This is a genomic window from Pectobacterium atrosepticum (genome assembly GCA_019056595.1).
GTDB lineage: Bacteria > Pseudomonadota > Gammaproteobacteria > Enterobacterales > Enterobacteriaceae > Pectobacterium > Pectobacterium atrosepticum.
Map to the genome: position 1 here is coordinate 776296 of CP036163.1, position 13011 is coordinate 789306.

15 protein-coding genes are annotated in these 13011 nt (G+C 49.6%); 7 read left to right on the forward strand and 8 right to left on the reverse strand.

The window, feature by feature from the left end; all coding sequences use genetic code 11:
- Positions 1-133: 133 nt before the first annotated feature.
- The 3 genes from pdxH to DCX48_04100 form a co-directional block, all read right to left on the reverse strand.
- Complete coding sequence (pdxH, locus tag DCX48_04090; protein QXE17143.1) at positions 134-817, reverse strand: pyridoxamine 5'-phosphate oxidase; 684 nt, start codon at positions 815-817, stop codon at positions 134-136.
- Positions 818-923: 106 nt separating this feature from the next.
- The gene (locus tag DCX48_04095) at positions 924-1241 is read right to left on the reverse strand and encodes a lysozyme inhibitor (protein QXE13758.1); all 318 of its coding nucleotides are present in this window, start codon (positions 1239-1241) and stop codon (positions 924-926) included.
- 97 nt (positions 1242-1338) lie between these two features.
- Positions 1339-2451 carry an anhydro-N-acetylmuramic acid kinase gene (locus tag DCX48_04100; protein ID QXE13759.1) on the reverse strand — a complete coding sequence of 371 codons (1113 nt, stop codon included), beginning with the start codon at positions 2449-2451 and terminating at the stop codon, positions 1339-1341.
- 350 nt (positions 2452-2801) lie between these two features.
- On the opposite strand from DCX48_04100, the gene DCX48_04105 reads away from it, so the two are divergent.
- A complete protein-coding gene (locus tag DCX48_04105) occupies positions 2802-3269 on the forward strand; it encodes a glycine zipper 2TM domain-containing protein (protein ID QXE13760.1) in 468 nt (155 codons plus the stop codon).
- A 132-nt stretch (positions 3270-3401) separates the two neighbouring features.
- Here the strand turns inward: DCX48_04105 and slyA are convergent, their stop codons facing one another.
- Together slyA and DCX48_04115 are read right to left on the reverse strand one after the other, a co-directional pair.
- On the reverse strand, positions 3402-3839 hold the full coding sequence (slyA, locus tag DCX48_04110) for a transcriptional regulator SlyA (protein QXE13761.1): 438 nt from the start codon (positions 3837-3839) through the stop codon (positions 3402-3404).
- A gap of 230 nt (positions 3840-4069) precedes the next feature.
- The gene (locus DCX48_04115) at positions 4070-4309 is read right to left on the reverse strand and encodes a DUF1289 domain-containing protein (protein ID QXE13762.1); all 240 of its coding nucleotides are present in this window, start codon (positions 4307-4309) and stop codon (positions 4070-4072) included.
- A 289-nt stretch (positions 4310-4598) separates the two neighbouring features.
- Between DCX48_04115 and gloA the strand changes: the two genes are divergently transcribed.
- Both gloA and DCX48_04125 read left to right on the forward strand, forming a co-directional pair.
- Positions 4599-5006: a lactoylglutathione lyase gene (gene gloA, locus DCX48_04120; protein ID QXE13763.1), complete on the forward strand. Its 408-nt coding sequence runs from the start codon at positions 4599-4601 to the stop codon at positions 5004-5006.
- Positions 5007-5155: 149 nt separating this feature from the next.
- On the forward strand, positions 5156-5827 hold the full coding sequence (locus tag DCX48_04125; protein QXE13764.1) for a ribonuclease T: 672 nt from the start codon (positions 5156-5158) through the stop codon (positions 5825-5827).
- 111 nt (positions 5828-5938) lie between these two features.
- Here DCX48_04125 and DCX48_04130 read toward each other — a convergent pair whose 3' ends face one another.
- On the reverse strand, positions 5939-6289 hold the full coding sequence (locus tag DCX48_04130; protein ID QXE13765.1) for a Grx4 family monothiol glutaredoxin: 351 nt from the start codon (positions 6287-6289) through the stop codon (positions 5939-5941).
- Positions 6290-6630: 341 nt separating this feature from the next.
- Between DCX48_04130 and DCX48_04135 the strand changes: the two genes are divergently transcribed.
- A complete protein-coding gene (locus DCX48_04135; GenBank protein ID QXE13766.1) occupies positions 6631-7482 on the forward strand; it encodes a peptidoglycan endopeptidase in 852 nt (283 codons plus the stop codon).
- Positions 7483-7575: 93 nt separating this feature from the next.
- Here the strand turns inward: DCX48_04135 and ynhF are convergent, their stop codons facing one another.
- Positions 7576-7665 carry a YnhF family membrane protein gene (ynhF, locus tag DCX48_04140; GenBank protein ID QXE13767.1) on the reverse strand — a complete coding sequence of 30 codons (90 nt, stop codon included), beginning with the start codon at positions 7663-7665 and terminating at the stop codon, positions 7576-7578.
- 390 nt (positions 7666-8055) lie between these two features.
- Between ynhF and purR the strand changes: the two genes are divergently transcribed.
- Entirely contained in the window at positions 8056-9081 is a 1026-nt protein-coding gene (gene purR / locus DCX48_04145; GenBank protein QXE13768.1) for an HTH-type transcriptional repressor PurR, read from the forward strand.
- A 308-nt stretch (positions 9082-9389) separates the two neighbouring features.
- Positions 9390-10541, forward strand: coding sequence for a cyclopropane fatty acyl phospholipid synthase (locus DCX48_04150; protein ID QXE17144.1), 1152 nt, complete (start codon positions 9390-9392; stop codon positions 10539-10541).
- 61 nt (positions 10542-10602) lie between these two features.
- Here DCX48_04150 and DCX48_04155 read toward each other — a convergent pair whose 3' ends face one another.
- Positions 10603-11238: a riboflavin synthase gene (locus DCX48_04155; protein ID QXE13769.1), complete on the reverse strand. Its 636-nt coding sequence runs from the start codon at positions 11236-11238 to the stop codon at positions 10603-10605.
- A 248-nt stretch (positions 11239-11486) separates the two neighbouring features.
- On the opposite strand from DCX48_04155, the gene DCX48_04160 reads away from it, so the two are divergent.
- Positions 11487-12860, forward strand: a complete 1374-nt coding sequence (locus tag DCX48_04160; protein QXE13770.1) for an MATE family efflux transporter — start codon at positions 11487-11489, stop codon at positions 12858-12860.
- Positions 12861-13011 lie beyond the last annotated feature (151 nt).

The following is a 13011-nucleotide window of genomic DNA, read 5'->3' on the forward strand; positions in this document are numbered from 1 at the left end:
ATTTCGCTGCCGCATTACCTTACGCAACAGGCCATGAACGCCATATCGCTACGCAACGCCCAGTCAACGCGAAACCTCATAGGATAAAGTGCGGATGATAGGAGCGCCAGCGTTTAACACGGATATTTCGCGATCAAGGCGCTAAACGATCAATCTGCCAGCTCTCTTCCTGCCGCTGGTAAAAAAACCGGTCATGCAGACGGTGTTCACCGCCCTGCCAAAATTCGACAGAATCGATAACGACGCGGAAACCTCCCCAGAAACTCGGCAAGGGGACCTCACCGCTTTGAAATTTTTGCTTCAATTCCAAAAACTTGCTTTCCAGCACCCCGCGAGCTGAGATTCTGCTGGACTGTTTTGATACCCATGCGCCGATTTGACTGTCTTTCGGGCGACTGTGGAAATATTTCAACACCTCAAGCGCCGGCAGCTTCTCTACGCGCCCCAGCACCATCACTTGCCGTTCCAGCACATGCCAAGGGAACAGCAGGCTGATACGTGGATTGTTTTCCAGATGATGCGCTTTGCGGCTGCCCATATTGGTATAAAACACCATGCCTTTCTCATCATAGTGTTTAAGCAGAACGATACGCTGATATGGCTGGCCACGCTCATCAACGGTCGCGACAGACATCGCGGTAGGGTCGGCCAGTTTCGCTTCACAGGCTTGTTTCAGCCAGCGTTCGAACAAGTCCAGCGGGTTAGCGGGAAGATCACCACGACGAAGCCCACCACGAGTGTATTCACGGCGGATGTCGGCGATATCGGCTGGTTGAATAAGAGGAGTACCGTCAGAGGGGGAGCGTTCCTGAGTCATAATATCCTGCTGTCGCAATGTCGGGCCAGAAGCGGGGAAAATCCCATTCTGCTCCCGTACCCGAAAAATCGCAATCAGCAGTAACACTGCAACCGTGCGGCGTCAGTTACATCGTTGCCAGCACACAATCATCGACGATAACCCGTTCACCCCGCTGGATAAATGCACGATCGCCTTTACTCCAGAATGTGTAGGTATCATTGCTATATCTGACACCAGAAGCGGACACCACTTGGGGCAGGATGAGACGTTCACCGTCCAGTAGGAAACTCACCTGCGAAGGCGCTTCCCTCCCCTGCTGTAGCGTAACGGTTAGTGGCATCGTGCCACATTGATAATGCAGCGTTTCCACTGTCTGTTTATGACCAAAATAGCTGCATCCGCTCAGCAGAATCAGCGCTGCCCCTGTCAGCAATCGTTTCATTTTTTTCTCCTGTTATTCTTGTCAATGGCGGCAACTCACGCTGCCGCTCATTCAAGTTTAACAAGAGGATAACGATGAACCTCTCGGCAAAATCTGATTAATCCACGTTAACCGGATAAATCGCACCTAACACCGTTTCCTGACTCGCTCCCGTGACAGACGGCAGATTACCCGGCAATCCCGATAGCGTACGCGACGCCAGCCAGGCAAATGCCAGCGCTTCCATATCATCGCCGTTCACGCCACACTCATCGGTCGTGCTGACTTCGATGCCCGGCAGCAGGGCCGAGAGACGCGCCATGATGAGTGGATTATGCGCACCACCGCCACAAACTAATAAGCGTTCACATCCACCGACCAGCAGCACTTGGTCGGCGATGCTTATGGCCGTTAACTCAACCAGCGTCGCCTGAACATCCTGCGGCGCTATCGGCGGCAAGCCAGCCAACATTCTTTCGAGCCAGCCCAGGTTGAAATACTCACGTCCGGTGCTTTTCGGTGCTCGTAACGCAAAGTAAGGATCGGTCAACATCCGGCGCAGCAGTAACGGGTTCGCCTGTCCGTTTATCGCCCACAGGGCGTCTTTATCATACGGTTGCGCGCAGTGCCGCCAGATCCAAGCATCCAGCAGCATATTCCCAGGCCCGGTATCGTAGCCGCGCACAGGCGCCCCCGGCACCAGCAGCGACAAATTGGCGATTCCCCCGATGTTAAGCACGATACGGCGCTCAACGGGGTGCAATAGTAACGCGTGATGGAATGATGGCACCAGCGGAGCACCCTGCCCGCCATAAGCCAAATCGCGGCGTCGAAAATCCCCTATGGTCGTGATGCCAGTCAAGGCGGCAACGCGGTTGTTATCACCTATCTGCAACGTACAGGGTGCTTCGCCCGTGGGCTCATGCCAGACCGTCTGCCCATGGCAGCCAATCGCAGTAATACCCTGCGCCCTCAGGCCCGTCTCTTTAAGCAGCGTCAGCACTGCTTCGGCAAACAAGATTCCCAGACGCGTATCCAACTGGCCCAGCGCTGACAACGTCACCGCCTGCCCCTGACACATCCCCAAGATAGCCATTTTGATATCCTGCGGTATCGGGTGGCAGTAGCGGGCCTGCTGAGCCACTGTATGTTCGTCAATCGCGGCTAGCACGACATCCACACCATCAAGACTGGTGCCGGACATCACGCCAATATATCTGCCTGATCTCATTATGTAGCCTTTGCCTCTATGGAATAAAAAGAGAACATCGATAACAACCGTTATGTCGAGAATAAAAATAGCACGTTAACACGCTGAATTATTAAATTTTTTGTGTTTTTTGCCACACGGGTTAGGTTTTAACCAAAAGTAGTTTTTTGATAATATTTGCTACAAAAAAAGCCCTTTCTCGTGTTATTTACCCCTCTGTTTATACGCAATTTAAGCGCACTATTATATTCTGCAAAAAAGAGTAAAAAGAGTGGCATGCTACACTGAGCCAGACCATAATTTATTGGTATAACACTGCGTCGGCCGAGGCTGAGCCAGCCCGACATATTCGCTATTAAGGAGTTTGTATTATGATGAAGCGTTTGCTTGTGGTTACCCTTGCTGGTATCACGCTGGCTGGTTGTGCTAATACCAGTACGCTTTCCGGTGATGTGTACAGTGCATCCGAAGCTAAACAGGTGCAGACCGTGACTTACGGTACCATCGTTTCTATGCGTCCGGTTCAGATTCAGGCAGGAGAAGATTCTAACGTTATCGGCGCTCTGGGCGGTGCTGTATTGGGTGGTTTCCTGGGCAACACTATCGGCGGCGGGTCTGGTCGTAGTCTAGCGACAGCGGCGGGTGCAGTGGCAGGTGGTGTAGCGGGTCAAAGCGCAACGGGTGCACTGAATCGTACACAGGGCGTAGAGCTGGAAATCCGCCGTGATGACGGCAGTACCATTATGGTGGTGCAAAAACAAGGCGATACGAAATTCAGCGCAGGTCAACGCGTTGCTATGGCCAGCAATGGCCGCAGTATCACCGTCTCTCCACGCTAATTGTTGTGTGACGATCGCCGCTATCTGTGGCGCTCGTCACAACGAATAATCAACTCCCGGAATAAATAACCAATAGCAGGTATCGGTAATCTTGCCGGGATTTAATTCTCCCTTTGCGTAACCCAAATTTAGCTACGCTTGATTCTCATGTAATGCCAATATATTTTTCTCAAGACGCGCAACCAGCAGCGCTAATTCATCAACCTGCTCCGGCGTAATACCAAATAACACTTCACTACGTGTATGACTAATTACCCCATCGACTGCCTGTATTATCGGTTCTGCTGATTCGGTCAGCATAATACGTTTTGCTCGGCGATCGTGCGCACAAACGTGGCGAGTGATTAACCCCTTCTCCTCAAGCTGATCCAATGTTCGGACTAATGAGGGTTGCTCAATACCTATTGCTTTGGCTAGTTGAATCTGCGACTGGCCAGGGGGTAAATGGTATATGTTATGCAACGTGACCCAATGCGTCTGGGTCAGTTCAAGTGGTTTTAATCGATGATCGACCAGCGCACGCCACACGCGCACCAGACGGGCTAAATCAGATCCTAATGGCAATTCCATCACCTTTCCTTATTGTTAGCACACTAAGTTATATCCCTGGATTGCAATCAACTCTGATTTATAAGAATAAAAAACGATTTTGTTATCGTAAAAAATAGAACCTTAACGGAAGTGGATTCTATCAAATAAAAATATTTTAAAAATGATCTTAGCCTTATTTTATTCAATCGGACGCTTCTGCGTTGCTTAAACAAAATTTCACGTAAATAGATCATCTAAGACAAGAAGACTTAAAACAACGATGGCTGATGGGACTCTGCTAACGCATCGGCTTTCTCTGAACGCTGTAACCGTTTCATTCTCTGCCGACACAAACGCAGCACATCCTGTTTCTGCGCATCACTCATTTGGCCCCAACTAAAGCGCTCATTACGATTGCGAAAGCAACCGCGACAATATCCGCGCTCATCCGTCTGACAAATACCACGGCATGGATTAGGGACAACAAAGAGTTCAAGTTGCTCTGGCACAACACCTCCTGCTACAACTCTATTTATTGAAGCCCTGTTCTTTACTGCTGGCAAGCCCAAACGGACAGTCACAATGAAAATAATTAGGTAACCATTGTAATAACTGACGATTTTTTTTACACGCAAGGTAGCCTAAAACTGACCCAGCGCGCTATTTACCCCTCCTGATAGTACGTTTTAACACAAACCTCACTGCAGTGTCGCCTTTTTAGCATCAACCCAACGGCTTGGACTCAACAGAGCCACAACGCTATACTTCCCTTTTGTTGCACTTTTTAACGAGGACACTATGCGTTTACTTCACACCATGCTGCGTGTTGGCGATTTACAACGTTCTATTGATTTCTATACCCAGATTTTGGGAATGCGCGTACTGCGCACCAGCGAGAATACCGAGTACAAATACACGCTAGCTTTCGTCGGTTATACCGAAGAGAGCGAGGGTGCGGTTATCGAGCTGACCTACAATTGGGGCGTCGACAGCTACGATCTGGGCAATGCCTATGGTCATATCGCGTTGGGCGTTGATGATGTTGCCGCAACATGTGAGCGTATCCGTAAGGCAGGTGGCAATGTGACACGTGAGGCCGGCCCAGTCAAAGGCGGCACGACCGTTATCGCATTCATCGAGGATCCAGATGGTTATAAAATCGAATTGATCGAAAATGCCCACGCTGGTAGCGGCATCGGCCACTAATATCCTGCGCAATACAGGTGCTGCATCGGCACCTGTTCTTCTCTCCTCCTCTACCACTTCCGCCATGTGAAATGGCAACGGGCATGCTGCATCTCCAGCCAAAATTTGCAATAATGCGCGCTGCGTTTTGCTAACAATTTAAGAGACAAATGGCTGATAAAAGTGATCTGAACGCCCTGAGCGGCCGTTTTCGTGGGTTTTACCCGGTAGTGATTGATGTTGAAACCGCCGGATTTAATGCGAAAACCGATGCCTTGCTGGAAGTCGCGGCGGTAACATTAAAAATGGATCAAGACGGTTGGTTGCAGCCAGATGAAACGCTACATTTTCATGTTGAGCCATTCGAAGGCGCAATTCTGGAACCCGCCGCGCTGGCATTTAACGGTATTGACCCCACCAACCCGCTTCGCGGCGCGGTAAGCGAATACGATGCGTTGCATGAAATTTTCAAAGTCGTGCGTAAAGGGATCAAAGATCGAGGCTGTAACCGTGCGATTATCGTGGCGCATAATGCCACGTTCGATCACAGCTTTATGGCAGCAGCAGCGGAGCGCTGTAGCCTGAAGCGTAACCCGTTTCACCCTTTCGCTACCTTCGATACCGCAGCACTCAGCGGGCTGGTTTTAGGCCAAACGGTTCTTGCTAAAGCCTGTATTACCGCTGGTATTGCGTTTGACTCCAGTCAGGCGCACTCCGCGCTGTATGACACTAATCAGACCGCATTATTGTTCTGTGAGTTGGTTAACCGCTGGAAACGTCTGGGCGGATGGCCGCTTGCGCTGGAAGAAAGTTCGCTGGAAGACACATCAGCCGAAGACTGAGACGACGGGAAAGATCGAGATCAAAAAACGGGTGCCATAAGGCACCCGCTGGAAAGATTAACACTCGCAGCATAACGACGTTTCGTATCGTCATTATGTTGATAAAAGCTATTACTCTTGATCGGCCTGCTGTGCTTTGTATTTGTCTGCCGTTTCTTTGATCAACTGCTGCAGTTCACCGCGCTGAAACATTTCAACCACGATATCACAGCCGCCAACCAGTTCGCCGTCAACCCACAGCTGTGGGAATGTCGGCCAGTTCGCATATTTTGGCAGCTCAGCTCGAATATCTGGGTTCTGTAAAATATCTACATAAGCAAAGCGTTCGCCACATGAAGACAATGCCTGAACGGTCTGTGCGGAAAAACCACAGCTTGGCAATTTCGGGGAGCCTTTCATGTACAGCAGAATCGGGTTTTCAGCAATTTGGCGCTGAATTTTTTCAATTGTCGGTGTCGTCATCTTCTTGCTTCCTTAAATCTATAGGATGGCTAACGTCCAAAACGCTAGCCATGAGCCGCCGTCAGAGGTATTACGACAGCGACATTGACTCAATGATATTGTACCGATGCCACTAGCTACAAAAAAACGCCATTTTTTGTAGGGTTATTTTCTCTTATCGCTTTGCATCATTGATGAAATCAACGCCAGAAAGTGCTGATAAATCAATCGAAAAAATAACTATTAACGTTTTTTCACTATTCTGTATGAATAAAGCGACCGTGCCCACTTTTTTATGACGCCGTTTTCAGGAATACTGTGGGGATTGAGCGAGTTAAGGATTATGTTCGGTCACTTTTATTATGCGCTTATTTATTACTCTTTTTATATTATTTTTCAGTAATCTATCCCTGAACCTTGTTCAGGCTGCGCCGCATACCCCGCATTCGGCGCCGAAGAAAAGCGCCGTTGAAGAAACGAATAAGAAAAGCCGTCAAACAAAGGGTAATGCTAAATCACCGACTCCGATCAAAAGCAAAAAACCAGAACCTACCGCAGTAAGCAATAAAACCAAACCCCGAACAGCTAACAAATCGACAGAAAAAAAGCCGTCACGGACGCAAAGCAGCACTCCTGCGCTAGTGAAGAAAAACCTTAAAAAGCTGAAATCTGAAGAAGAAAAGCAGACGACTGCACAGGTCAGAGTCAAAACAGGGTTAAAGAAGACGGCCCTCAAAGGAAAGTTGGATAAAAATCCTTCTCCTACAGAAAAAGGAATGACGCTCAGCGCGGCGCATAAAAAACGCTATCAGCATGCCAAAACAACAGCAATGAATAAGTTGATGAGCCAAATAGGTAAACCTTATCACTGGGGCGGCTCATCTCCCTTTACCGGATTTGACTGTAGCGGGCTGGTTTATTACGCCTATAAAGATGTCGTCAAGATACAAATCCCGCGCACCGCAAATGAAATGTACCACCTGCGTGATGCTGCGCCGATTAAAAAGAGCGAGCTGGAAAGTGGCGATCTCGTCTTCTTCCGCATCAATAACCGTGGCGCTGCCGATCACGTTGGGGTTTATCTGGGAGAAGGGAAATTTATCCAGTCGCCGCGTACAGGCTCAGATATTCGTATCAGCAAGTTGAGTGAAGATTATTGGCAGGAGCACTACGTTGGCGCGCGTCGCGTCGTTACGCCACAGACGATTCGTTAAGCAGATTATACCGGTTATACCCTAAATAATTCAGACACGTTTATGCACCACAAACGTGTCTGAATGCCAACCAGCGGCGGAAGCACCGATCGGTTAATTCAGCACCGCGATAAAGCTAAATGCGATGATCACAGCCAACGAACCAACGGTTGTCAGCAAAGACATTTTCAGATTTGTATCCATAAACCACTCCTTATTAGCGAACAAGTTTCATCTGAAACTTCATCTAAAAAAAGACACCACCATTCACAGCAGAACCCACGTAGGTGGTTAAAACTACAAATAATAGGGTTATTACGATTCTTTCATAATTCTAGCGAAAAATCTCGGACGAATGCATCACTAATAGTATAAATTAGCCCTTTCACTTTCATGATAAATCGGACACAATCCGCTGTTTATGAAAGCGCTGCGTATCAGTCGAAAAACGTCAACCCAGACCCCTTCGGTATAACATTCGGCATTCTCCTTCTGAAATCCTGTTTTTTAGCTTAGAAGAAGAACTTTAAACGTAGGCAAACGATTAACAATATACTTACGTCTGTAACAGGTAAGTTCAGGAGTCATTTTTAGATGGCAACGATTAAAGACGTGGCAAAACGTGCTGGCGTTTCCACCACAACCGTATCGCACGTGATCAATAAAACACGTTTCGTCGCCGAAGAGACCAAGGCAGCCGTCAGGGCAGCAATCAAAGAATTGCACTATTCGCCCAGCGCCGTCGCTCGCAGCCTCAAAGTTAATCACACTAAATCTATTGGCTTGCTGGCCACATCCAGCGAAGCGCCCTACTTCGCCGAGATCATTGAAGCAGTCGAAAACAGCTGTTATGCCAAAGGTTACACGCTGGTGCTGTGTAATTCTCATAATGACATCGGTAAACAGCGCGCCTATCTTTCCATGTTGGCGCAAAAACGCGTCGATGGCCTGTTGGTGATGTGCGCCGAATACCCGCCGGAGCTATTGGGCATGCTGGAAGATTATCGCAGCATTCCAATGGTCGTTATGGATTGGGGACAAATGCACAACGATTTCACCGATACGATTATCGATAACGCCTTTGAAGGCGGTTATATGGCAGGCCGCTATCTAATTGAACGCGGCCATCGGGATATCGGTGCCATCCCTGGCATTCAAGAGCGCAACACAGGCAGCGGACGCTATCTCGGCTTTTTAAAAGCGTTGAAGGAAGCCGATATCACCGTGCGCGACGAATGGGTTGTTCAGGGTGATTTCGAACCGGAATCAGGCTATAAAGCCATGCATCAGATTCTCGCGCAGAAACAGCGACCTACGGCCATATTCTGTGGTGGCGATATTATGGCGATGGGTGCCATCTGTGCAGCCGACGAACTGGGTTTGCGCGTACCGCAGGATATTTCAGTGATCGGCTATGATAACGTGCGCCACGCGCGCTTCTTTACGCCAGCACTGACCACCATCCACCAGCCGAAAGAACGCCTGGGCCAATCCGCATTTTCTATGCTGCTGGATCGCATTACTAGTAAACGGGAAGATGCGCACGTCATTGAAGTTCACCCGACGCTGATTGAACGCCGTTCGGTTGCCGACGGCCCGTTCCGCGATTATCGCCGCTAACCTCGACGACGCAATACAGACGGTTTTTCTATTCCTGCCCGCTTTCCCTCTCTGCTTGCTTCAGCCAATTTTCTTGTATATTGGCTGGAGCAACTCTAAACTGAACCCTGCGTTTCAGTTTCACTGATAAAACCAAAATAGCGATAGCCGCACGTCAGTAAGCAGGTCCGTGTTTTTTGCCAATGAGCTCCTGTTTACGTGCAAATTTCTTCTTCATTTTTCTCTGGTGACAGCCGATACGTCGGCTGCAGTAAGTGCTGTCCAGGTGTTTTACGATACTTTTATACGTGAAAAGTTAAGGAGACATGATGGGATTACCTTATGCAGAAGAATGGGATCACGATACCGCGCCTTGGTTCCACATAATGCAGGACATGTTGGCCACCGCAGATATCACGATCAACGGTACTCGCCCTTTTGATATCCACGTTACCCATCCCCGCTTTTTTAAACGCGTCTTGCGAGAAGGTTCGCTGGGATTAGGTGAAAGCTATATGGACGGATGGTGGGAGTGTGAACGGCTGGATATGTTTTTCCATCGTGTCCTGCGCGCAGGACTAGGAAATACGTTACCTCGCCGCCTGCACGATCTTACACGAGTCGCCATTTCCCGCGTCACTAATTTGCAGTCCCGCAGACGCGCTCAGGTTGTCGGCAAAGCACATTACGATTTAGGTAATGACCTCTTTACCCTGATGCTGGATCCCTACATGCAATATTCCTGCGCTTATTGGAAACAGGCACACACGCTGGAACAGGCGCAGGAAAACAAACTCACCATGATTTGCGAAAAACTCCAGCTAAAATCAGGGATGACGCTGCTGGATATCGGCTGCGGCTGGGGCGGGCTTGCTGAGTTCGCGGCGCGGCGCTACGGTGTCTCCGTTTACGGCATCACCATTTCCAGAGAACAGCAGATGCTGGCGCAACAGCGCTGTCAGGATCTTGACGTCACCATTGCGCTACAAGACTACCGCGATCTGAACCAGCAATTCGATAGGATCGCCTCTGTTGGCATGTTTGAACACGTCGGCCCGCGTAACTATGACACTTACTTTCGCATGGCAAAACGCAATCTTAAGCCCGATGGACTCTTCCTGCTACATACTATCGGTGCCAATAAGACCAACCCGCACATTGATCCCTGGATTCACAAATACATATTCCCCAACGGCTGCATTCCATCCATACAGCATATCGCGCAGGCGAGTGAGCCTTACATGGTAATGGAAGACTGGCACAACTTCGGCGCCGATTACGATCGCACATTAATGGCGTGGCATACGCGCTTTCAGCAAGGGTGGCCCCAGCTTTCTACACGCTATACCGCCCGCTTTCGTCGGATGTTTAGCTACTATCTGAACGCGTGTGCAGGAACGTTCAGAGCCAGAGAGCTTCAGCTCTGGCAGATCGTATTCAGTATCAATGGGATTGATGGTGGATTACGCGTTTCACGCTGAGAGAAACGAGAAAACCGGATGATATTGTTCATCCGGTTTACAAAAAGAGGCAACGCAGGGATTACTCTTCGTTGACGAGCTCGTTCGCCTGCTTGCTGGCTAACACGCGTTCTACCGTGTCGACCACGGCCTGCGTTTGCGGGTCGATTTCAATATTGATGCGATTCCCCAGTCGTTTCTGTCCCAGCGTTGTGCGGTTCAACGTTTCTGGAATTAAATGCACGCAGAAACGTCCGCGGGTCACTTCTCCAACAGTCAGACTAATGCCATCAATCCCGACGAAGCCTTTATGCAGCACGTATTTCATCAGCGCTTCATCTGCCAGGCGGAACCAAATCTGATGATTGTTTTCTGAAATCTGAATCTTGACCACTTCTGCCGTACACATAATATGTCCCGACATGACGTGCCCGCCGATCTCATCGCCAAATTTCGCGGCTCGCTCAATATTCACGACATCACCTTCATGAATATCGCCCAGATTTGTTAGCCGCAGCGTTTCTTTCATGAGATCAAAACTGACGCGATCGCCATCAATTGCCGTTACCGTCAGGCAGCAGCCATTGTGCGCCACTGATGCACCGGGCGTAAGCCCTGGCAGTAGGTCGGGTGGGAGTTGAATAACGTGAGTACGAAAGTTGGATTTTTCTTCAATCGACACCACTGGCGCGGTGCCCTGAACAATACCGGTAAACATGCAGTTTGCCTCTTAAAAACAAAGAAATGACTGTATGCAGTGTGCCCGATATTCTGTGGAAAACCAAACCGGAATACCGAGCGTCAAACGCTACCGAAACCGCAGCGTAACAAAAAGAATATATTCTCTTTCAAGCTGGTTTACTTTTATTAAGTCGTTACAATAACACTCTCGTTTTATTCTTGACGTTTTCCATATCCAGATTATTCATCCCGCTAGCAAAATTAAGTCATTCAAGGAAGGTATCCGTGCAACAGTATCTGACAGAAGCGCGTAAATTATCGGCGCTTGCTGTTCCTGTCATTATTGCGCAAGTGTCCCAAACGTCGATGGGTGTGGTTGACACCATCATGGCAGGTGCTTATAGCGCCACCGATATGGCCGCCGTCGCAGTGGGAACCTCTATCTGGCTACCCGCCATTCTTTTTGGTCACGGTCTGTTATTAGCGTTAACCCCCGTTGTCGCACAGCTCAACGGTTCTGGCCGACGCGATCGCATCTCTCATCAGGTGCGACAATCTTTTTTCCTGGCCGCCATCATTTCTGTGTTAACGATGCTGGTGCTGTATCAGGGTGAATATGCCATCAATCTGATGAGCAACGACTCGCCGGAACTGGCTGCAAAAGCCATTGGTTATCTGCATGCGCTGCTGTGGGGCGTTCCCGGCTATCTGTTCTATCAGGTGTTGCGCTGCCAGTGTGAAGGGCTGTCCAAAACCTACCCTGGCATGATGATTGGGTTCATCGGGCTATTAATCAACATCCCGATCAACTATATCTTTATCCACGGTAAATTTGGCATGCCCGAGCTAGGTGGCGTCGGTTGTGGCGTGGCTACCGCATCGGTTTACTGGATCATGATGCTGTTAATGATGCTTTATACCCGACGTGCTTCCTGGTTACGCGATATCCGCCTTCATCGCCCAGCATTCCGACCGGATTTTACCGTACTAAAGCGCCTATTTGGCCTCGGCTTACCCATTGCGCTGGCACTGCTTTTTGAAGTTACGCTGTTTGCAGTGGTGGCACTGTTAGTGTTACCGCTAGGCGTCGTCAATGTGGCCGGTCACCAGATTGCCCTGAACTTCAGTTCACTGATGTTCGTCCTTCCGCTCTCGGTTGGCGTTGCTACGACCATCCGAGTCGGGCACCGCTTAGGGGAAGGTTCAGTTGAGAATGCCCGTATTGCCGCGCACACTGGTATCATGGCTGGCGTGGCGTTAGCCTGCTGCACGGCAATTTTTACCACGCTGCTACGTGAGCCTATCGCCCTGCTCTACAATCAGGATCCACTGGTGGTGGCAATGGCCTCTCAGCTCATGCTGTTGGCTGCCGTTTATCAAATTTCCGATGCTGTTCAGGTGATCGGCACTGGCGTATTACGTGGCTATAAAGATACCCGTTCGATTTTCTATATTACCTTTGTCGCGTATTGGGTGTTGGGGTTACCGAGCGGCTACCTACTAGCGTTGACGGATGTTATCGTGCCGCGCATGGGGCCTGCGGGGTTTTGGTGCGGTTTCATCATTGGCCTAACGGCAGCAGCGGTGATGATGGTGACGCGAATTCGTTTTCTTCAGCGCCAGCCTGCCGCACGAATTTTAGCGCGAGCCGCCCGCTAGCTAACGTTTCACTCAGGTATTGTCGAAAAAAACGGCGGAACGGATACAAGCTCAGCAATCACGCTGGCAAGCGCACAAAATTGCATTTTTCCGCTTGCCAGTTTTTACCTTGATCGCTACTATTCGTCCCGCTGTCAGACAGGCAGCGAGG